The sequence below is a fragment of the Micromonospora sp. NPDC049114 genome, assembly GCF_040648635.1.
Taxonomy (GTDB): Bacteria; Actinomycetota; Actinomycetes; order Mycobacteriales; family Micromonosporaceae; genus Micromonospora.
On record NZ_JBEZEA010000004.1, the window covers coordinates 195,647 to 216,084 of the forward strand.

Sequence of the window (20,438 nt, forward strand, 5' to 3'; positions counted from 1 at the left end):
GTTGCACGACGGTGGGCGGTCGTCGTATGGTGACGCAACCAAAGGTTGCAGGTAGTTGAGGCGAAGGAGTCTGAAGTGGTGGACATTCTGCATCAGGTCGGCGTGGTCGCCCCGCTCGGCGACGTCTACCAAGCGGTGGCGACTCCCGAGGGCGTCGCGGGCTGGTGGTCGATCGACACGACCGGAAAGGACGAGGTCGGCGGGCAGTTGGCCGTCCGGTTCGGTGCCGACGGCGGGTTCGATCTGGAGATCATCGAGCTGGACCCGGCCGGACGGGTGCGGTGGCGGGTCACCGGTGGCCCCGACGAGTGGATCGGCACCGAGGTGAACTGGCGCTTCAACCAGCGTGGGAGGTACACGATCGTTGATTTCACGCACACGGGTTGGCGCGAGCCGACCGAACTCATGCACGAGTGCAGTACCAAGTGGGCGATCTTCCTGATGAGTCTCAAGGAGCTGGTGGAGACGGGGCGCGGCCGGCCGGCGCCGGACGACGTCCAGATCGGCGACGGGCACTGACCTCAGTGGCGCCCGAACCCGTCCCATCCCGCCGTGCCAGGCTGAACCCGGCAGCCACCAGGCCGAGGACGACGATCGCCACGGCGCAGAGCAGCAGCGTCGGACGTGCGCCGACGGCGCCGACCAGCGGGCCGCCGAGCATCGTGCCGAGCGGCACCGCGAGCACGAGGACGGCGCCGTTCGCGGCGAGCACCGCGGGCAGCTGCTCGGTGGACGCGCTGCGCTGGAACAACGCCATCGACGTGGACATGTACGGCGCCCAGATCAGGCCCGCCAGGGCGAACGCCGGCAGGGACAGGCCGATGGGCATGCCCAGGCCGAGGGGCAGCATGGCGACGCCGAACCCGATGACGATGCCGATGGTGGTGGCCCGTAGCGGCCAGTGGCGAAGGTGCCCGGCCACCACGCCGCCGACGAGGCCACCGGCGCCGAAGGCGGTGTAGTACGCACCGAGCAGCGTCGCGGACGCGTGCAGGTCGTCGGTGACGTGCAGCGGCATGGCGACGTACACCGGGCCGAAGAGGAAGAAGAACGCGACGCTCAGCACCAGCAGGCCCAGCAGCGCCGGCTGACGGCGGATGACCGCGAGGCCGGCGGTACGTGAGGCGCCGCGCTCGTACGAATGGATCGTCCCGGTGGCGGGAAGGGCGAGGCGATAGGTGAGCGCCAGCACGGCGAACGTCGCGGCGTCGACGGCGATGACCCACACCGGGCCCGCCCAGCCGATCAGGATGCCCGCCAGCGGAGGACCGACGATGGTGGCGAACCCGGAGATGGTGGTGAGCACCGCGTTGGCGGGCAGGTGGTGGCGCTGGGGCAGCAGCTCGGCGATCAGCGTGAACCGTCCGGCGGAGCCCCACGAGTGCAGTAGTGCGGACGCGGCGAGCAGGACGACGTACAGCCCGATGGTGAGCATGCCGGCGAGGTGGGCGATCGGGATCGCCGCGAGCGCGGCGGCCCGCAGGATCGCGTCCCAACCGGCGAGCTGAGCGCCGCTGCGCCCGCGCAGCAACCGACCGAAGATGACCGTCCCGGCCGCGCTGGGCAGGGTGTACGCGGCCACCGCGACCGCGATCCACGGGCCGTGCTGGCCCTGCGGCGCGAGCTGGATGGCAAGCCAGGTCACCGCGACCAGCGCCATGCCGTCGCCGAGAGCGGACACGGCCAGACCGGGCAGGATCCGTCTGAGCAGTGGGTGACTCACCACCGGCCGGTAGGGCGAGGCGCGCAGGAGGCGGGCGGGCTGTAGTGGCATGGTGCCAGCTGACCCTGTGGTGGCCGCGCAGACCAGCGGGGACTGCTGCCAGCAGAATCCGCTTGAAGCGGAACGTGGCCGGATCTCAGCCAGACTTCCGGTCTGGGCTGTCGCCGTCGCGGGAGGCCCGGAAGGACGAGCCGACGGCCGCCACGATCGAACCCACCGAGGCGAGCGACACCGCCCAGGCGCCGGCGGTGTCGGCGCCGCCGTCCCCGGTCACCTTCAGGATGATGCCGGTGGCCATCAGGACGACCGACAGGGCCAGGACTGCCTGGATGGCCCGTCTGCTCATGGCGGCGTCTCCCTTTCCGCGGGCGGAGATCGACTCCGGCTCCTTGACGTCGGGGGATCAAGGGCCTCGATGCCCTGGATTCCCGGAACCGGAGTCGACCAACCGCCGTTACTCCGTCCGGTAGACGGAGATGTGTGACGGGCTGTCGGCCTGGAACGGCCGCCGGTGCCAGTCGGCGTACCGCTCGGTGAGCCGGAGCCCGGCCTGCCGCGCCATCTCGTCGATCTGGTGCGGCCAGGCGTAGCGCATGGCGAACGGCTTCAGGTGCACACCGTCACCGTCGAAGGTGATCGTCTGCCGGATGAACCGCTGCGCCGGCCGGTCGTACCGGTGCAGTCGGATCGTCGCGGAGTCCTCGGTCACCTCGCGGACCTGCACCTGCTCGTCGGCGTCGAAGCTGCGCGGGTCGGGTACGAACGTCTCGATGACGAACGCGCCGCCCGGCGACAGCACCCGGGCGACGTTGCGGAAACAGTCCGCCTGCCGCTCGGCGTCCACCAGGTTGAACAGGGTGTTGAAGACCAGGTACGCCAAGCGGAACGGGCCCTGCACTGCCACGTCGGCCATGTCGCCGACGACCGCGGGGATCTGGTCGCCGCCGGGCTTGGCCCGCATCTGCGCCAGCATCTCCGCGGACCCCTCGATGCCGTGCACGGTGAGGCCACGCTCGGCCAGTGGCAGCGCGACGCGGCCGGTGCCGATCGCCAGTTCGAGGACCGGTCCGCCATCGGCCAGCTCGGCCAGGAAGTCCACAGCCGGCAGCGGGTCAGGGTTACCGGGGCCGTCGTAGTCGGCGGCCCACAGCCGGCCGAAGAGGCCGGGATCGTCGAAGACCGACATCAGCGGCCTCCGGGGTCGGTGTCAATGGCGCGCGACGGCGCCGAGGTCAGGGGAGCAGTTCTGCTCACGAAGTCTCGATTCCTCGGATCGGATGAGGTCGGGTCGGAGGGACTTCGTCGAGTGGGGCATGTCGGCTGCTCCTTTCGCGCGGCGGTGGACCGAGGACACCAGAGACGCCACGGGCCCGGCAAGGCAATTACGCCGGCCGGGCCCGTGGCGGGACTTCGGGTCAGGAGATGTGGTGCAGGATCACGTTGTGTACGTGGTGGCTCTTCTGCGCACCACGGAACTCGACCTCGTAGGTGTGCGTGCCGACGTGGATGGCGATCGCTCCGGTGGAGAAGAACGAGCCGCCCCAGGACTTGTTGCTGACCACACTCACGCTGGTGATCTTCGAGTACGGGATGCTGGTGATCGCGAACCGCTTCCCGACGAAGGAACGGTCCTGGATGATCACCCGGCGGTCGGTCAGCCCGATGAACCCGGTGCCGGTGCCGACGGCGTCGTAGACGGCGATGATCTGCTCGCCGTCGAGGAGGCCGCTCTCGATCTGCTGGACCTGCTCTTTGCGGTCGTACGCGATGTTCGCCATGCGTTCCAGGCTAGAAAACCGGTGCCAACCCGCCGGCCCGGGCGATGACCACGAACTCACCGTCGCCGTGGCCGACGGGCTCGTAGACAGCGACCAGGCGGGATGTTGGAACTCGCCGTGCCTCACGACGCGTTCGCGTCGGTAGCGGCGCGCACGAACTCGCGTACCCGGGTGGTGGTGTTGCTGGGCAGCCAGACCGGCCCGCGTTCGATCGGTGGCGCGTCGTGGATGGGCACGTACGCCACGTCGGGGCGTGGGTAGTAGCGCAGCGTGTGCTCACCCACCGGCAGTACGCCCCGGCCCAGCGCTACCAACGACAGCATCTCCGAGAAAGTGTTCCCGATCGGGCCCTTCGGAACCGGGCGGCCGGTCGGGGTGCGCTCCGGGGTGCGGTCCCGCTTGAACTCCGCCGAGGTCACCGCCGGGTACTGCACCACCGGGTGATCGGCGAGCACCTCCAGCGACACCGAGCCCTCCCGGCTGAGCGGGTGACCCGCCGCCACCGCCAGCGCCCGGCCCTCGGAGAGCAGCGCCGGGCCGGTGGCCATCCCGTCGAACGGGAACGAGGCGATCAACACGTCGGTCGAGCCGTCGAGCAGCCCGGACCGGGTGTTGGACAGCTGCGCCTCGTGCATCTCCACCCGGCAGTCGGGATGCCGTTCGCCGAACAGGGCCACGGCCCGTAGCAGCACGGGAGCGGTCCACTCGCCGAGGAACGCCACCCGGAGTGTCCCGGTGACGCCCCGGCCGGCGTCGACAGCCCGCCGGACGGCCTCGTCCATGCCGGCGACCAGGGGGGCCAGTTCGTCGGCGAGTTGCCGGCCGATCGGAGTGAGTCGGACGACCCGACTGGTGCGGGCGAACAGCGGCGCACCGATCCGACGCTCCAGCTTCTTGATCACGTGGCTCACCCGCCCGGTGCTGACCGTCAGCCGCTCGGCGGTCCGGCCGAAGTGCAGTTCCTCGGCGAGCGTCAGGAACGTTTCGACCTCGTACCGCTCCAGCACGTCGCTCCCACCGTTGACCTGTGGGCAACGATCGTAGCGGCATCGGGTCTTGGTCGGCGTCCGCCGTGCGGGGATCGTGAACGCGGCAGGGAACACCTGACAGAAGGGCTGCGACATGAGCATCGAGGACTACCTGGCCGGCCTGGCCGACCCACTGCGCGAGACAGGGGAGAAACTGACGCCGATCATCACGGCGGCCCTGCCCGGTGCGACAGGCGGGATCTGGCACGGCCACCCGGTCTGGGGGTTGGGCGCCCGGGTCGGCCAGCGGCCGGTCTGCCTGCTCAAGGCGTACGGGTCGTACGTCGCGTTCGGGCTGTGGCGCGGGCAGGAGATCGCCGACCCGGCTGGGCGGCTGGTTCCCGGTGCGGGGACGATGGCGGCGGTGAAACTGCGCACTGTGGCCGACATCGACCCGGCCCTGTTCACCGACTGGCTGCGCGCGGCAGCCGAGCTGGAAAAGAGGTGAGCGCGGTGCGGGTGACCGGCTTCGACCACCTGGTGCTGACCGTCGCCGACGTGGAACGGGCACTGGGCTTCTACTGCGGTCAACTCGGCCTGGCGCCGGTACGGGTCGACGAGTGGCGCGCGGCCACCGCGCCGTTCCCGTCCGTGCGGGTCAGCCGCGACAGCATCATCGACCTCGTCCAGGGCGGCCGGCACGGCACCAACGTCGACCACTTCTGCCTGGTGGTGGCACCGCTGGACTGGGCGCGGGTGGTCGAATCGGGTGCCTTCACGGTGCTGACCGGGCCGGTCGACCGGTTCGGTGCACGCGGCTCGGCGACCTCGATCTACGTCAGCGACCCGGACGGCAACGTGGTGGAGTTGCGCTGGTATCCGCAGGACGTGGAGGTGGCCGCCGAGTCGGGCGTCAGGACTCGGTGACCGCCCGGTAGGCGTCCTCGATGCGGGCGGCCAGCAGGACCTCGCCCTCGGTCAGCGGCTCGTCGTTGCCGTGCCCGACCCGGATCTGGGTGCTGTCGGACCGGCGGCTGATCTCGGGACGCAGGTGCAGAGCGTCGGCGACGACCTTGACCCGTTCAGTCAGCGCCGCGTGTTGGGTATCGTCGATCACGAGCGTCCGCCGGATCTGTTCACCCTCCCGCGTCCAACCGGTTAGCAAGGTCAACGCGTCGGACAGGTAGTCGTGCTTGGCTCGGCTGTTGAACAGCACGCGCATCACCGCACCCCCCAAGCGCCGTTGCCGGCTTGTGGCCAAATCGTCGCCATCCCGTGTCTTGTCGGTGCCTTCTAGTCTGTCGTCGCTCGGTAAAGGTGTCCACGCCCACACTTCCGTGTTCTATTGGCCTAGCGGACGGCGTCGGTACCCAAACCGCCGATTGATCTGGCACCCTGGACGCCCGTGCAGACCGAACGGGCTAATGGCGGCGGGCAGGCCGAACGACGGGACCCGAAGGTGATCGTGGGAGCCGCGATCATCCGGGACGGACGGGTGCTCGCCTGTGCGCGTTCCGCCCCACCAGAGGTGGCCGGAATGTGGGAGTTCCCCGGCGGGAAGGTCGAGCCGGGTGAGGCCGAGACCGACGCGTTGATCCGGGAGTGCGCCGAGGAGCTGGCCGTACGCGTGGAGATCGGCGACCGGGTCGGCCGCGACGTCCGGATGGCGCACGGCCGCTCGGTGCTCAAGGTGTACGCGGCCAGCCTCCTGCACGACGACGAGCCGCAGGCGCTGGAGCACCAGGCGCTGCGCTGGCTGGCCGCCGACGAGCTGGACGAGGTCACCTGGCTCCCCGCCGACGCACCGATAGTCGCCGCCCTGCGCCCCCGCCTCCGCACTTGTTGATCATGAAGTTATTGCCGCGACACGCCGGTCGCCCAGGGCAATAACTTCATGATCAACGGCGTCAGCCGGGGGTTGGGGGGAATGGGACGGGGGCCCCGGCTATTGCCGGGGCCCCCGTTCGGGTGGTCTTGCTCAGTGCTTGTCGTCCTGATCCGGGTGCGCGAAGTTGAGGTGCTCCGGAGGCAGCGGGAAGCTCACGTCGTCGCCGAACGGCGACGGCGCGGCGGCCCGGTCGAAGGTGAGCTCGGTCAGCGGCAGCCGGCCCCGGTCGTCGACCGCCGGCGCGGTCGGGTGGGGCACCTCCCGGTCCCAGTTGACGCCGGCCTGCGCCTGCGCCTCGGCCCGCTGGTCGTGCGAGCCACCCGCGTGCGAGTGCAACCCGCCCCGGGTCGCACCCGACGACGTCGCCGAGCCCTGACGGGCGGTGGTCACGCTGGTCTGGGGCGTCTCGCCCCGACGGAAGATCTTGCTACCAAGCCACACAAGGGGATCGTACCTGCGGTCGACGACGCGTTCCTTCATGGGGATGATCCCGTTGTCGGTGATCTTGATGTGCTCGGGGCAGACCTCGGTGCAGCACTTGGTGATGTTGCAGAAACCGAGGCCCTGTTCGGCCTGCGCGTACTCCTTGCGGTCGGTCCGGGCGTCCAGCGGGTGCATGTCCAGCTCGGCCGCCCGGATGAAGTACCGCGGGCCGGAGAACGCCTGCTTGTTCTCCTCGTGGTCGCGGATCACGTGGCAGACGTTCTGGCACAGGAAGCACTCGATGCACTTGCGGAACTCCTGCGAGCGCTCGACATCGACCTGCTGCATCCGGTAGTCGCCCGGGGCGACGTCCGCCGGAGGGGCGAACGCCGGGGTCTCCCGCGCCTTCTCGTAGTTGAACGAGACGTCGGTGACCAGGTCCCGGATGACGGGGAAGGTCCGCAGCGGCGTGACCGTGACGGTCTCGTCGTCGCCGAAGGTCGACATCCGGGTCATGCAGCCCAGTCGCGGCTTGCCGTTGATCTCCATCGAGCAGGAGCCGCACTTGCCGGCCTTGCAGTTCCACCGGCAGGCCAGATCGGGCGCGTCGGTGGCCTGCAGGCGGTGGATGACGTCGAGGACGACCTCGCCCTCGTTCACCTCGACCATGTAATCCTGCAGGTCGCCGCCGGTCTCGTCGCCCCGCCAGATCCGGAACTGACGCTTCGCGCTCATCGGTTGTCCGCCTCTCCAGCGTCGGCGACGGAAGCGTCGAAGTCGGCGAGCTCCTCGTCGGTGAGGTACTTGGCCAGCTCGGCCCGGTCGAAGAGGCCGATCAGCTCCGCCCGCATCTTCGGCAGCGGCTTGCGGGTCAGCCGTACGCTGTCGCCGTCCAGCGAGCAGACCAGGTTGACCTGCCGCCACTTCGGCTCCATCGCCGGATAGTCCTCCCGGGTATGCCCGCCGCGCGACTCCTGCCGCTCCAGCGCCGCCTTCGCGGTGCACTCCGAGACCACAAGCATGTTGCGCAGGTCCAGGGCCAGGTGCCACCCCGGGTTGTAACGCCGGCCGCCGGCGGCGCTCACCTTGGCCACCCGCTCGCGCAGCTCGGCCAGTCGCACCAGCGCGTCGGCCAGCTCGCCCTCGCGTCGGATGATGCCGACCAGATCTCCCATGACCGCCTGGAGGTCCTGCTGGAGGGTGTACGGGCTCTCGCCGGTGTCCCGTTGCAGCGGCGCCAGGGCGGTCTCCACGGCCGCCTCGACCGCGTCCACGGCCACCTTCGGCCGGGCGGACAGCCCGTCGGCGTAGCTGGCCGCGTGCCCGCCCGCCCGCTTGCCGAACACCAGCAGGTCGGACAGGGAGTTGCCGCCGAGGCGGTTGGAGCCGTGCATGCCGCCGGAGACCTCACCGGCGGCGAACAGACCGCGTACGTGGCCGAAGGCGGCACCCGAGTCCGGGTCGACCTCCACGCCACCCATCACGTAGTGGCAGGTCGGCCCGACCTCCATCGGCTCGGCCGTGATGTCGACGTCGGCCAGCTCCTTGAACTGGTGGTACATCGAGGGCAGCCGGCGGCGGATCTCGTCGGCCGAGCGCCGGCTCGCGATGTCCAGGAAGACACCGCCCGCGGGGGAGCCCCGGCCGGCCTTGACCTCGCTGTTGATCGCGCGGGCCACCTCGTCGCGGGGCAGCAGCTCCGGCGGGCGGCGGTTGTTGTCCGGGTCGGTGTACCAGCGGTCCGCCTCCTCCTCGGTCTCCGCGTACTGCTTGCGGAAGACGTCGGGGACGTAGTCGAACATGAACCGCTTGCCCTCGGAGTTTTTCAGGACCCCACCGTCACCACGCACCGACTCGGTGACCAGGATGCCCTTCACCGAGGGCGGCCAGACCATGCCGGTCGGGTGGAACTGGAGGAACTCCATGTTGATCAGGGTCGCCCCGGCGCGCAGCGCCAACGCGTGCCCGTCCCCGGTGTACTCCCACGAGTTCGAGGTGACCTTGTAGGAGCGTCCGACACCGCCGGTGGCCAGCACCACGGCCGGCGCCTCGAAGAGGATGAACTCGCCGGACTCGCGGTAGTAGCCGAAGGCGCCCGCGACCCGGTCGCCGTCGAGCAGCAGCTCGGTGATTGTCGTCTCGGAGAACACCCGGATCCGGGCGTCGTACGAGCCGAACTCGCGCTTGTCCTCCTGCTGGAGCGAGACGATCTTCTGCTGGAGGGTGCGGATCAGCTCCAGGCCCGTCCGGTCGCCCACGTGCGCGAGGCGCGGGTACTCGTGCCCGCCGAAGTTGCGCTGGGAGATCTTGCCGTCCTTGGTGCGGTCGAAGAGCGCGCCGTACGTCTCCAGCTCCCAGATCCGCTGCGGCGACTCCTTCGCGTGCAGCTCGGCCATCCGGAAGTTGTTGAGGAACTTGCCGCCGCGCATGGTGTCGCGGAAGTGCACCTGCCAGCTGTCCCGGCTGTTCACGTTGCCCATCGCGGCGGCGGCGCCGCCCTCGGCCATCACCGTGTGCGCCTTGCCGAACAGCGACTTCGAGATGATCGCTGTCTTCTTGCCGGCGAGCCGGGCCTCGATGGCCGCGCGCAGACCGGCGCCGCCGGCCCCGATGACGACGACGTCGTAGTGGTGTCGTTCGATGCGAGTGGTAGTGGTCATGTCAGGGGCCCTTTAGTTGATGAACCGCAGGTCGTTGAACCAGCCGGCCGCGAGCGCCATCACGTAGAAGTCGGTAAGCGCGAGGGTGCCGAGGGTGATCCAGGCGAGCTGCATGTGCCGGACGTTCAACGCCGAGACGAAGGTCCAGGCCCGGTAGCGCACCGGGTGCTTGGAGAAGTGCTTGAGCCGCCCGCCGATGATGTGCCGGCAGGAGTGGCAGGAGATGGTGTACGCCCAGAGCATCACCACGTTGAGCAGCAGGACGAGGTTGCCCAGGCCGAAGCCGAAACCCTTCGGCGAATGGAAGGCGAGGATCGCGTCCCACGTGTTGATCAGCGAGATGATCGCGGCGGCGTAGAAGAAGTAGCGGTGCAGGTTCTGGCCGAGCAGCGGGAAGCGGGTCTCACCGCCGTACTCCTTGTGCCCGTCCGGGACGGCGCAGGCCGGCGGCGACAGCCAGAACGACCGGTAGTACGCCTTGCGATAGTAGTAGCAGGTGAGCCGGAACAGCAGCAGGAACGGCAGGGTCAGCGCCGCGTCCGGGATGATCCACCAGCCGGGCAGGAACCGGCCGAAGTGCGAGGCTTGCTCGACGCACCGGTCCGTCACGCACGGGGAGTAGAACGGGGTCAGGTAGTGGAACTGGTCCACCCAGTACCACTTGTGCATGAAGACCCGGACCGTCGCGTACGCCACCCAGGCGCTGAGACCGATCACGGTGATCAGCGGGGCGAACCACCAGCGGTCGGTACGCAACGTCTTCGCCGCGATGGCGGCGCGCGCCCGCGCTCCCCGCGGCCTCGTTGCCGTTGAAGTCATTCGAGTCGTCTCCTCGACGGGCCCGTACGGGCGGGCTGGTCTCTCTCCGGTCGGCACGCGGACCGGCGAACCCGCACCCGCTGCCACGTCATGCGCACACCAACGACCACGCCGGATCGACCGACGCAGCTAAGTGACACACGTTACGCCGATCTCTGCGGGCCGTCCGCGCAAGGGAGTGTCCCGTGTGTCTGGCCTGCGGAAAAGCCCTCAGTGCGCGGGTTGTGCGGCGCGTCGTCGGGAACGTCAGCCGGAGGCGCCGCCGGTGAAGTGCCAGGACGCGAGCCGCACCGACGGCGCCGCCCACCAGGCGCCGTCCACCCGGTCCGGTTGACGCACCGCCCGCGAGCCCAGCCCGAGCACCGCGCCCGGCCCCAGCGCCCGGGGGTACGACTCGGTGAACCGCAGGTCGCGGACCGCCCGGACGACAGTGCCGTCCTCGATCAGCCAGACCCCGTTGCGGGTCAACCCAGTAACGACGAGGCTCTTCGGGTCGAGCACCCGCGTGTACCACAGATCGGTGACCAGCAGCCCGCGTCGCACTCCGGCGACCAGGGCGGCGGTGTCCGTGTCCACCACCGCGCCGGCCGCCGCGCCAGTGGTGCTCCGGCCCACCGCGCTGGCCGGGCCCGCCGCCGCGGGAGAGAGCCGCAGGTTGCGGGCCATCGGACCCCAGGTGGCACCGCCGGCGATCGCGTGCCCGGTGGACTGCGCGCCCGCCTCGGCGGCGGTCCTGCGGTCGTGCGCGACCGCCAGCGTGGTGCCCGCCTCGACCAGGGTCACCGCCCGCCGGCCGGTGCCCTCGGCATCGAACGGCAGACCCGACGCGCCGAGCGGATCGTCCACCAGGGTCACCTGCCGGTCGAACTGGGCCGCGCCCGGCTCGGCGAAGGACTGCCGCTCCGCGTACCGCTTGCCGTTGAAGCCGAACCAGGAGAGGTTCTGCAGCAGGTCCGCCACGGCGGCCGGCTCGAACACCACCTCGTAGCGCCCCGGCGGCAGCTCGACCGGATCGGCCGCCGCCTGTGCCTTCGCGGCGGCGTGCGCGCCCAGCTCCGCACCGTCGAGGTCGGACAGCCGGTCGACGCAGCGTCGGGCCACCCCGTCCGCACCGTCGCGCCGGGCGATGCCGTCCATCGCCGCCTCCGCCGAGCGACCGTACGCGGTGTGCCCGGCCGAGTTGGCGAACGCCGACGAGCGGTGCGCGGTGCGGCAGTAGCCCGCCGTGGTGAGGCCACCTGCGGCGGCCACGAACGCGCCGACCCGGTCGGCCCGCTGGTCCGGCTCGGCGTGGGCGGTGGCCTCGTCGACGGGCGGGGCGTCCGGCGCGGGCGTCGGCGGGGTCAGCCCCGGCCAGCCCGGGTCGGGCGGGCAGAGCCGCGCCGCCGCCAGGGTGCGCTCCACCAGCGCACCCAACCCGTCGGTGGTGACCACGCTGCCGCTGCCGGTGGCGGTGCGCCCGTCGACGTGCACCCGCAGCCGGACCCCGACGGTGGACTCGGCGACGTTCTGATGGATGGCCGAGTTGGCGAACCGGGTCAGTGCCAGATCCGCCCGGGTCACCACGGCCTCGGCCTGCGCGGCCGGCCCGCCGAGGCGCCGAACCAGCTCGATGACCTGCCCGGCCAGCTCCAGCTCACTCCTCGCGCTCACGCTGAACCACCTTCTGTTCGCGACTGCGGGGCTCGCAAAACCGGCTCACTCCTCGCGCTCACGCGGAACCGCCTTCTGTTCGCGACTGCGGGGCTCGCAAAACCGGCTCACTCCTCGCGCTCACGCTGACACCCCCACGCGGACGTTGCGGAAGCGGGCCGGCGCGGCCGGATGGCCGGTGTGCCCGATCTGGCCCGGCTGGCCCTTTCCGCAGTTGGGCGTCCCCCACGGCACCGTCTCGCCGGAGAGCATGTCCATCGAGCGCCAGAACAACGGGCCGATCCCGGTGTACGTGGGATTGCGCAGCATCCGCCCCCGGCGACCCTTCTTGATCTCCCAACCGACCTCGCAGCCGAACTGGAAGTTGAGTCGCTTGTCGTCGATCGACCAGGACCGGTTGAGGTCCATCAGCACGCCGTCGTCGGTCGCCGCGATGATCTCCTCCAGGGTGTGCGGGCCCGGTTCCAGGCCGACGTTGGTCATCCGCACCATCGGCAGTCGGGCCCACCCGTCGGCGCGGACGCTGCCGCCGTAGTCGAGGCCGGCCACTGCGGCCGAGTCCCGGCCGGCGAGCACTCCCACCCAGCGACCGTCGCGCACCGCGTCCCGCTTGACCGCGGGGGAACCCTCGTCGTCGAAGCCGAAACTGCCCAGCGCGCCGGGGATCGTCGGGTCGATGGTGATGTTCATCAGCTCGGAGCCGTAGCGCAGCGAGCCGAGCTGGGCCAGGTCCAGCCAGGACGTGCCGGCGAACGCGGCCTCCCAGCCGAGGATCCGGTCCAGTTCGATGGCGTGCCCGACCGACTCGTGGATCTGCAGGGCCAACTGCTCGCCGCCGAGGATCAGATCCGTCTCGCCGGCCGGGCACTGCGGCGCGGTGAGCAGCGCCCGGGACTCCTCGGCGATCTGCGCGGCGTGCGCGGCCAGGTCGAGCGACTCGACCAGCTCCCAGCCGGTGGTGCCGTACTGCCCCCGGTAGCTGGGCCAGGAGCGCCGCTGCGTCTCGCCGTCACCGATCGAGGTGGCCGAGATGCCGCCGCCGCACTCACGGATCCGTTGGTCGATCCGGTGGCCCTCGCTGGAGACGAACCACTTCGCGGTGTCCCAGATCTGGTAGAGCCCCTCGGCCAGGTCGGCTCCGTGCTCGGCCATCGTGCGGGTCGCGGCGACCAGCAGGTCGCCCTTGTCCGACAGGGGCACCCCGAGCGGGTCGATCCGGCAGTCCGAGGCCCAGCTCGCCGCGACCGCCTCGACCGCGACCAGGTCGACCGGCGGGCCCGGCACCCGCGCGCTCGCCATCGCGGTCCGGGCCGCGCGCCGGCCGGCGTCGCGGGCGGCGGCGTCCGACAGATCGGGTACGGCGTGAAAGCCCCAGCTCGCGCCGACCAACGCCCGGACGCCCAGCCCGATGCTCTCGTCCTGGGTCAGTTCCTCCACGTCGCCGTTGCGCGCGGTCATCGACTCGTAGCGGCGGTGCATCACCCGCGCGTCGGCGTACCGCGCTCCCGCGTCGAGGGCGGCCTGGACGGCGGCGCTGGCCGCGTCGAACTCGGTCATGGACCGACCCTAGGCCAGTCGACCGACACCCGTCAGGGGAGCAGATCCTCCGGCCGGATGGTGGCCTTCACCGGCTCGGTGAGCATCAACAGGTCGCCCGGTCGGGTTACGGACTGCTCGGTGTAGTGGCCGCCCCGCCGCCGGTACAGGTGCATGGTGCCGCTGTCCTGCTCGACCAGCAGATACCACTCGATGCCGGCGGCTGCGTAGTAGTGCATCTTGAGCACCTTGTCAGTCGACGCGTTGCTCGGCGAGATGATCTCGCAGACCAGCCGCACGTCCCCCGCCTCGACATTGAGTTCGTCGAAGTCGATCGGGCCGGTGATGACAAGATCGGGGATCGGAATCCGGCCGGGCCGGAGGCGGACGTTCACAGCTTCCAGGACGTGCAGGCCGGCTTCGCGAACCGGGACTCGTAGCACCGCGCGTAGCTCGCCGGAGATGTTCTGGTGTCGGGGGGTGGGGGCTGGGGTCACGTGGAGGCTCCCGTCGAAGAGTTCGACGCGTTGCTGCGTCTCGCCGAGGGCGAGGTATTCCTCTTCGCTCCACGGGCCTTCGTGGTTGAACACCGCCGCGGTCATCGTCACCTCCACCTCGTGTCACGGGCATCCTCTACCGAAAGCTCGGCCAATGATCGCACCTGACGTGCGCTGAAAACCATGAATGCCCGAGGTGAGGGCTGTTCAGGGCCGATGCGGACTCGTTACGCTCGGGCCCGCTGACACGTGCCGACTTTGTAGCTTATTTTCACCCTCGGGACTTTGTTGTAAGTTCTCTTCGTCACTGAGGGAGGTGGCCGTGGACAGCTCGGAACCGTCGCCGTCCGGGGACCCGGACGACCGTCCCGCCGTGCCGGCGCAGCGCTCCGACCAGGACGCCTACCTGCGGGTGAGTGACCTGCGGGTCCGGTTCGACACCTCCGACGGCGTGGTGCGCGCGGTCGACGGGGTGTCGTTCGCCGTCGAGCGGGGCCGCACTCTCGGCATCGTCGGCGAGTCCGGCTCCGGCAAGAGCGTCACGTCGCTGGCCATCCTCGGCCTGCACGACCCCAAGCGGGCCACGATCACCGGCGAGATCTCCGTCGGCGGCCGGCAGCTGGTCGGCCTGTCCGACGAGGAGGTACGCCGGCTGCGCGGCCGGGACATGGCGATGATCTTCCAGGATCCGCTGTCCGCGCTGCACCCGTACTACAGCGTCGGCCGGCAGATCGCCGAGGCGTACCGGGTGCACCACCCGAAGGCCAACCGCCGCGAGGCCCGCCAGCGCGCGGTGGACATGCTGGACCGGGTCGGCATCCCGCAGGCGGCCCGCCGCTTCGAGGCGTACCCGCACGAGTTCTCCGGCGGGATGCGCCAACGGGCGATGATCGCGATGTCCCTGGTCAACGACCCCGCGCTGCTGATCGCCGACGAGCCGACCACCGCGCTGGACGTCACCGTGCAGGCGCAGATCCTGGACCTGCTCGCCGACCTCCAGGCCGAGTTCCACTCCGCGATCATCCTGATCACCCACGACCTCGGCGTCGTCGGCCAGGTCGCCGACGAGGTGCTGGTGATGTACGGCGGACGCGCCGTCGAGCACGGCAGCGTCGAGCAGGTGCTCCGCTCGCCGCAGCATCCGTACACCTGGGGGTTGCTCTCCAGCGTGCCGTCGCTGCACGGCGACGCGGACGCGGACCTGGTGCCCATTCCCGGCAACCCGCCCAGCCTGATCAACCTGCCGACCGGCTGCGCCTTCCACCCGCGCTGCCGCTACGACGACCGCGCCGGCGACCGGTCCCGCACCCAGGTGCCCGAGCTGCGCGCGGCCGGGGCGGACGGCCACCTGGTGGCCTGCCACCTGAGCGCCGAGGAACGGACCGCGATCTACGCCGAGAACGTGGCATCAGTGGGGGTGGCCCGATGACCGACGAACCACTGCTGCGCGTGCGCGGGCTGACCAAGCACTTCCCGGTCCGTCAGGGGCTGCGCGGCACCGGCCTGGTGCGTGCGGTCGACGGTCTCGACTTCGACGTGCGCCCCGGCGAGACGCTCGGCCTGGTGGGGGAGTCCGGCTGCGGCAAGACGACCACCGGCCGGATGCTGGTGCGGCTGCTGGAGCCGACCGCCGGCAGCATCGAGTTCGAGGGGCGGGACATCACCCACGCCGGGCGACGGGAGCTGCGCCCGCTGCGCCAGGAACTCCAGATCATCTTCCAGGACCCGTACGCGTCGCTGAACCCCCGCCACACCGTGGGCCGGATCGTGGCGATGCCGTTGCAGGTCAACGGGATCAAGCCGCCGGGCGGGATCAAGGCGCGGGTGCAGGAGCTGCTGGAACTGGTCGGGCTGAACCCGGAGCACTACAACAGGTATCCGCACGAGTTCTCCGGCGGCCAGCGCCAGCGCATCGGCATCGCCCGCGCGCTGGCCCTGCGGCCCAAGCTGATCGTCGCCGACGAGCCGGTGTCCGCCCTGGACGTCTCGATCCAGGCGCAGGTCGTCAACCTGCTGCGCGACCTGCAACGGGAGCTGGGCCTGGCGTTCGTGTTCATCGCGCACGACCTCGCCGTGGTCCGGCACTTCTGCCAGCGGGTGGCGGTCATGTACCTGGGGCGGATCGTCGAGCTCGGCGACCGGGCGGACATCTACGAGCGCCCGCAGCATCCGTACACCCGGGCTCTGCTCTCGGCCATCCCGGACGTCACGCAGCTCGGCCCGGCGGGCCGGATCCGGCTGACCGGCGACGTGCCCACCCCGCTGGACCCGCCGTCGGGCTGCCGGTTCCGCACCCGGTGCTGGAAGGCGCAGGACATCTGCGCCACCGAGGCGCCGGCGCTGGTGCCGCGCGACGGCGGCCGGCAGGCCACCGCGTGTCACTTCCCCGAAGGGGAAGCGGCCAGCCCGAGCCCGGAAGGGGACGTGGCCAGCCCGAGCCCCGCAGGGGAAACGGCCGGCAAGAGCCCGGAGGGTGCGGCAGCCGTCGCGGCCGGGCCGGCCGCCCAGGTCGACGAGGAGGTGTCGTCGTGAGCCTTTCCCCGGTGGAGGGTGTGGCGCTGGCCGAGATCGAGTCCAGCGCGGACGCGGGCGGGCCCGGGATCAAGGGTGTCGTCGGGCGTTCACCCGGTCAGCTCGCCTGGCTGCGGCTACGCCGCGACCGGACGGCGGTGGTCAGCGGCGTACTCCTGGTGTTCTTCATGGTGTTGGGGTTGGCTGCCCCGCTGGTCGAGATGGTGTACGGGATCGGGCCGCGCGAGCAGTTCCAGAACCTGCTGGACGGCTTCGGCATGCCGCTGGGTTACGTCGGCGGTGTCACCGGGGACCACTGGTTCGGGCTGGAGCCCGGGTTGGGCCGGGACATCTTCATCCGGTTGATCTACGGGCTGCGGACGTCGCTGTTCATCGCGTTCGCCGCGGCGCTGATCACCGCCACGATCGGCATCGTGCTCGGTGCGCTCGCGGGTTACCTGGGCGGCTGGCTCGACGCGGTGATCAACTGGATCACCGACCTGACCCTCGCCATGCCGTTCCTGATCATCGCGCTGGCGCTCACCCCCACCATCACGCTGCGCTTCTACGGCGAGCGGGGGCAGGTGTCGTCCGCCTTCGGGGTGGGTGTGCTGATCGCCGTGTTCGCCATCTTCGGCTGGACCAGCACGGCCCGGCTGGTACGCGGGCAGGTGATCGCCCTGCGCGAGCGGGAGTTCGTGGAGGCGGCCAAGGCCAGCGGCGCCGGGTTGGGGCACATCATCTTCCGGCAGCTCCTGCCGAACATCTGGGCGCCGATCCTGGTCTCGTTCTCCCTCGCGGTGCCGCAGTTCATCACCAGTGAGGCCGCGCTGTCGTTCATCGGCGTCGGGCTCAGCGACGAGACGCCGAGCTTCGGCCGGATGATCTACGACAGTCTGGACTTCCTCCAGACCGACCCGGCGTACGTGTTCTTCCCGGGCATCACGATCTTCGCGCTGGTGTTCGCCTTCAACCTCTTCGGCGACGCGTTGCGGGACGCGCTCGACCCGAAGTCGTCCCGGTAGGGGTGGACTCATGTCACGGTTTCTGATCAAGCGGCTGCTCTCCGCGACGCTGACCCTGTTCGCGGTGAGCGTGCTGACCTTCCTGATGTTCTTCGCCCTGCCGCGTGACCCCGTGACCGGCATGTGCCCGAAGAACTGCAACCCGGAGCGGCTCGAGCGCGTCCGCGACGACCTGGGCCTCAACGACCCGCTGATCAGCCAGTACGCCGGTTACATGAAGGGCATCGTCACCGGTCGTGACCTGGGCAGCGCCCAGGGCGGCCGGTGCGACGCCCCCTGCCTGGGCTGGTCGTACGTCTCCAACGAGGCGGTCTCGGACACCATCGCCCGGGTGCTGCCGGTGACGCTGAGCATCGTGATCCCCGCGGCGATCCTCTGGCTGCTGCTCGGGGTGGGGCTGGGCATGATCTCGGCGCTGCGCCGGGGCACCTGGCTGGACCGCCTGGCCATCGGCTTCTCACTGACCGGCGCGTCGTTGCAGCTCTACTTCGTGGGCGCGGTGCTGCTGCTGGTGTTCGTCTACAACCTGCGGCTGCTGCCGGTGCCCAGCTACACCTCCCTGTTCGACAATCCGGCGAAGTGGGCCAGTGGGCTGGTGCTCGCCTGGGTGGCGCTGGCCTTCCTCTTCTCGGCCATCTACGCCCGGTTGTCGCGGGCGCAGATGCTGGAGACGCTGTCGGAGGACTTCGTCCGGACCGCACGGGCCAAGGGCCTGGCCAAACCCACCGTGTACGGGCGGCACGCGCTGCGCGCGGCGATCACCCCGGTGGTGACCATCGCCGGCCTGGACGTGGGCGGGGCGCTGGGCGGCACGGTGATCACCGAGACGACGTTCGGCATCCAGGGGCTGGGGCGTACGGCAGTGGACGCGGTGCGCTCCGGCGACCTGCCCACCATCATGGCCACCGTGCTGATCGCGGCCGTCTTCGTGGTGCTGGCGAACGTCCTGGTGGACCTGCTCTACGCGGCCATCGACCCCCGGGTCCGGCTGCGCTGACGTGTTGGACGGTCACCGCACGGCTGGTGGCGAAATTTATCGACAACTGTTACACAACTCGTAGGTTTTCTTCCTTACGATCCTCGGGACGTCGGCGGTTCTCGCCCCGGCGAAACCGCACGGCACATGGGTGAAGGGGGTACTTCATGAGACCACGCGTGGTGGCTGCCGCAGGCGGCGCGATCGCTCTGGTGGTGGCATTGGGTGCGTGCTCGAAGAACACGGGCGAGGGCACCACCGTGGACACCGAACGGCAGCAGACCGGGGTCATCGCGACCGACCCGAAGGACTCGCAGGGCCCGGCTGCGGAGGTGAGCGGCGCCGCGAAGGGCGGCACCTTCACCATCATCCGGGAGTCGCCGATCTCCCACCTGGACCCGCAGCGGACGTACTCGTTCGCCGGTCTGATGACCAACCCGCTCTTCGCCCGCTACCTGACCACCTGGAAGGACGACGGCAAGGGCGGCCTCGTCCTCGTCGGTGACCTGGCCGAGACGCCGGGCAAGAACGTCAACAACGACTGCAAGGTCTGGGAATTCACCGTCAAGGACGGGGTGAAGTTCGAGGACGGCCGGCCGATCACCGCCAAGGAGATCGCGTACGGCATCGCCCGCTCCTTCGACCCGGACCTGTCCGGCGGCCCCACCTACATCCAGGAGTGGCTGGCCGACACCCCGCAGTTCGACACCAAGTGGGACTTCAAGAAGAACAAGACGTCGCTGCCGCCGGGCCTGAGCACGCCGGACGCCAAGACTCTGCGCTTCGAGTTCTCCAAGCCCCGCTGTGACCTGCCGTTCGCGGTCTCGCTGCCGACCACCGCGCCGCTGCCGGCGGACAAGGACACCGGCGTCGACCTGGACAAGCAGCCGTTCTCGTCCGGCCCGTACAAGGTCGCCAAGAACCAGGTCGGCGTGCAGATCACCCTCGACCGCAACCCCAACTGGGACCCGAAGACCGACCCGGTCCGGCACCAGTACCCGGACCAGTTCGTGTGGACCTTCGGCCCGACCGCGGACGCCGCCAACAACCGGGTGATCGCCGACAACGGCGCCGACCAGAGCGCGCTCGCCTTCAACACCGTGCCCGCCTCGCTGGTCGCCAAGGTGGCCGGGGACGCCGCGCTCAAGTCGCGCACCATCCTCTCCCCGACGCCGAGCGCCAACCAGCTCGTCATCAACAACCAGCGGGTCACCGACCTGACGGTGCGTCAGGCGCTCAACTACGCCATCGACCGCGAGGGCCTCATCAAGGCCATGGGCGGGCAGACCGTCGCCGCGCCGATGACCACGCTGATGCCGTCGGCCACCATCGGCTACAAGGCGTACGACGCGTACCCGGCGGGCGCCAACGGCAACGTCGACAAGGCCAAGGAACTGCTCGGCGGCAAGACGCCCGAGCTGGTCCTCGGTGTCGCCGACAACTCGACCGAGCAGCAGCAGGGCGCGCAGCTCAAGGCCAACCTGGAGCGCGCCGGCTTCAAGATCACGCTGCGGAACATCTCGGACGACGCCAAGCTCGACGAGATCAAGAAGAAGGACAACCCCTGGGACCTGTACATCGGTAACTGGGCGGCGGACTGGCCCAGCGGGGCGTCGATCCTGCCGGTGCTCTACGACGGCCGCACCATCAAGGCCGAGGGCAACAGCAACCAGTCCTACTTCAACGACCCGGCGGTCAACGCCGAGATGGACCGCATCTCGGCCATGCCGGCCGCCGAGCAGGGCCCGGAGTGGGCCAAGCTGGACGAGCGGATCATGAAGGAGCACGCGCCGGTGGTGCCGCTCTTCGTCGACGTGGCCTACAACGTGCACGGGTCCAAAACCGGCGGGGTCTTCATCTCCAGCGTCTTCGGCTACCCGTCGTTCGTCAACGCGTACGTCAAGCCGTAGGCATCTCGCAGGCAGGCAGGGCCCCCTTCCGACAGCGTCGTCGGGAGGGGGTCCTCGCCGTTTCGCCGGCA

21 protein-coding genes are annotated in these 20,438 nt (G+C 70.2%); 9 read left to right on the forward strand and 12 right to left on the reverse strand.

Translation table 11 applies throughout. From position 1 onward, the window contains the following. The first annotated feature begins 75 nt into the window (after window positions 1-75). Complete coding sequence (locus AB0B39_RS15830; RefSeq protein ID WP_357574634.1) at window positions 76-519, forward strand: SRPBCC domain-containing protein; 444 nt, start codon at window positions 76-78, stop codon at window positions 517-519. Here the strand turns inward: AB0B39_RS15830 and AB0B39_RS15835 are convergent. The 5 genes from AB0B39_RS15835 to AB0B39_RS15855 form a co-directional block, all read right to left on the reverse strand. Beyond that, window positions 449-1,774 carry an MFS transporter gene (locus AB0B39_RS15835; protein WP_357574635.1) on the reverse strand — a complete coding sequence of 442 codons (1,326 nt, stop codon included), beginning with the start codon at window positions 1,772-1,774 and terminating at the stop codon, window positions 449-451. The two genes, AB0B39_RS15830 and AB0B39_RS15835, sit on opposite strands and share 71 nt — an antisense overlap. 85 nt (window positions 1,775-1,859) lie before the next feature. Further along, the gene (locus AB0B39_RS15840) at window positions 1,860-2,069 is read right to left on the reverse strand and encodes a hypothetical protein (protein ID WP_357574636.1); all 210 of its coding nucleotides are present in this window, start codon (window positions 2,067-2,069) and stop codon (window positions 1,860-1,862) included. Between the two features lie 108 nt (window positions 2,070-2,177). Next, the gene (locus AB0B39_RS15845; protein WP_357494315.1) at window positions 2,178-2,909 is read right to left on the reverse strand and encodes a class I SAM-dependent methyltransferase; all 732 of its coding nucleotides are present in this window, start codon (window positions 2,907-2,909) and stop codon (window positions 2,178-2,180) included. Between the two features lie 229 nt (window positions 2,910-3,138). Then, entirely contained in the window at window positions 3,139-3,501 is a 363-nt protein-coding gene (locus AB0B39_RS15850; protein ID WP_203147864.1) for a PH domain-containing protein, read from the reverse strand. 122 nt (window positions 3,502-3,623) lie between these two features. Further along, window positions 3,624-4,508 carry a LysR family transcriptional regulator gene (locus AB0B39_RS15855; protein ID WP_357494313.1) on the reverse strand — a complete coding sequence of 295 codons (885 nt, stop codon included), beginning with the start codon at window positions 4,506-4,508 and terminating at the stop codon, window positions 3,624-3,626. A gap of 115 nt (window positions 4,509-4,623) precedes the next feature. Between AB0B39_RS15855 and AB0B39_RS15860 the strand changes: the two genes are divergently transcribed. Further along, the gene (locus tag AB0B39_RS15860; RefSeq protein WP_357494311.1) at window positions 4,624-4,977 is read left to right on the forward strand and encodes a DUF1801 domain-containing protein; all 354 of its coding nucleotides are present in this window, start codon (window positions 4,624-4,626) and stop codon (window positions 4,975-4,977) included. After that, complete coding sequence (locus tag AB0B39_RS15865; protein WP_357494309.1) at window positions 4,974-5,396, forward strand: VOC family protein; 423 nt, start codon at window positions 4,974-4,976, stop codon at window positions 5,394-5,396. The genes AB0B39_RS15860 and AB0B39_RS15865 overlap by 4 nt, the downstream gene beginning before the upstream one ends. On the opposite strand, the gene AB0B39_RS15870 is transcribed toward AB0B39_RS15865, so the two are convergent. Further along, window positions 5,383-5,691 (reverse strand): 4a-hydroxytetrahydrobiopterin dehydratase, encoded by a 309-nt coding sequence (locus AB0B39_RS15870; protein WP_007464924.1) that lies wholly within the window; start codon window positions 5,689-5,691, stop codon window positions 5,383-5,385. The two genes, AB0B39_RS15865 and AB0B39_RS15870, sit on opposite strands and share 14 nt — an antisense overlap. A gap of 183 nt (window positions 5,692-5,874) precedes the next feature. Here AB0B39_RS15870 and AB0B39_RS15875 point away from each other — a divergent pair, with 183 nt between their 5' ends. Next, a complete protein-coding gene (locus AB0B39_RS15875) occupies window positions 5,875-6,315 on the forward strand; it encodes a (deoxy)nucleoside triphosphate pyrophosphohydrolase (RefSeq protein WP_357574637.1) in 441 nt (146 codons plus the stop codon). A gap of 132 nt (window positions 6,316-6,447) precedes the next feature. On the opposite strand, the gene AB0B39_RS15880 is transcribed toward AB0B39_RS15875, so the two are convergent. From AB0B39_RS15880 to AB0B39_RS15905, 6 genes are all read right to left on the reverse strand, one after another. Further along, the gene (locus AB0B39_RS15880) at window positions 6,448-7,515 is read right to left on the reverse strand and encodes a succinate dehydrogenase/fumarate reductase iron-sulfur subunit (protein WP_357494305.1); all 1,068 of its coding nucleotides are present in this window, start codon (window positions 7,513-7,515) and stop codon (window positions 6,448-6,450) included. Then, window positions 7,512-9,440 (reverse strand): fumarate reductase/succinate dehydrogenase flavoprotein subunit, encoded by a 1,929-nt coding sequence (locus tag AB0B39_RS15885; RefSeq protein ID WP_234583843.1) that lies wholly within the window; start codon window positions 9,438-9,440, stop codon window positions 7,512-7,514. Before AB0B39_RS15885 ends, AB0B39_RS15880 begins: the two co-directional genes overlap by 4 nt. 12 nt (window positions 9,441-9,452) lie before the next feature. Further along, a complete protein-coding gene (locus AB0B39_RS15890) occupies window positions 9,453-10,259 on the reverse strand; it encodes a hypothetical protein (RefSeq protein ID WP_234583842.1) in 807 nt (268 codons plus the stop codon). A gap of 246 nt (window positions 10,260-10,505) precedes the next feature. Beyond that, on the reverse strand, window positions 10,506-11,888 hold the full coding sequence (locus tag AB0B39_RS15895; RefSeq protein WP_357574736.1) for a metallopeptidase TldD-related protein: 1,383 nt from the start codon (window positions 11,886-11,888) through the stop codon (window positions 10,506-10,508). 144 nt (window positions 11,889-12,032) lie between these two features. Next, window positions 12,033-13,469 (reverse strand): TldD/PmbA family protein, encoded by a 1,437-nt coding sequence (locus AB0B39_RS15900; RefSeq protein ID WP_234583841.1) that lies wholly within the window; start codon window positions 13,467-13,469, stop codon window positions 12,033-12,035. A 32-nt stretch (window positions 13,470-13,501) separates the two neighbouring features. Continuing rightward, window positions 13,502-14,050: a Uma2 family endonuclease gene (locus AB0B39_RS15905; RefSeq protein ID WP_357494300.1), complete on the reverse strand. Its 549-nt coding sequence runs from the start codon at window positions 14,048-14,050 to the stop codon at window positions 13,502-13,504. 268 nt (window positions 14,051-14,318) lie between these two features. On the opposite strand from AB0B39_RS15905, the gene AB0B39_RS15910 reads away from it, so the two are divergent. From AB0B39_RS15910 to AB0B39_RS15930, 5 genes are all read left to right on the forward strand, one after another. Further along, window positions 14,319-15,374, forward strand: a complete 1,056-nt coding sequence (locus tag AB0B39_RS15910) for an ABC transporter ATP-binding protein (protein WP_357574737.1) — start codon at window positions 14,319-14,321, stop codon at window positions 15,372-15,374. Further along, on the forward strand, window positions 15,371-16,477 hold the full coding sequence (locus AB0B39_RS15915; RefSeq protein WP_357574638.1) for a dipeptide ABC transporter ATP-binding protein: 1,107 nt from the start codon (window positions 15,371-15,373) through the stop codon (window positions 16,475-16,477). Before AB0B39_RS15910 ends, AB0B39_RS15915 begins: the two co-directional genes overlap by 4 nt. Then, window positions 16,474-17,481, forward strand: a complete 1,008-nt coding sequence (locus AB0B39_RS15920; protein ID WP_357494296.1) for an ABC transporter permease — start codon at window positions 16,474-16,476, stop codon at window positions 17,479-17,481. The genes AB0B39_RS15915 and AB0B39_RS15920 overlap by 4 nt, the downstream gene beginning before the upstream one ends. A gap of 10 nt (window positions 17,482-17,491) precedes the next feature. After that, entirely contained in the window at window positions 17,492-18,478 is a 987-nt protein-coding gene (locus tag AB0B39_RS15925; RefSeq protein WP_234583837.1) for an ABC transporter permease, read from the forward strand. A 146-nt stretch (window positions 18,479-18,624) separates the two neighbouring features. After that, a complete protein-coding gene (locus tag AB0B39_RS15930; RefSeq protein ID WP_357494295.1) occupies window positions 18,625-20,367 on the forward strand; it encodes an ABC transporter substrate-binding protein in 1,743 nt (580 codons plus the stop codon). Window positions 20,368-20,438 lie beyond the last annotated feature (71 nt).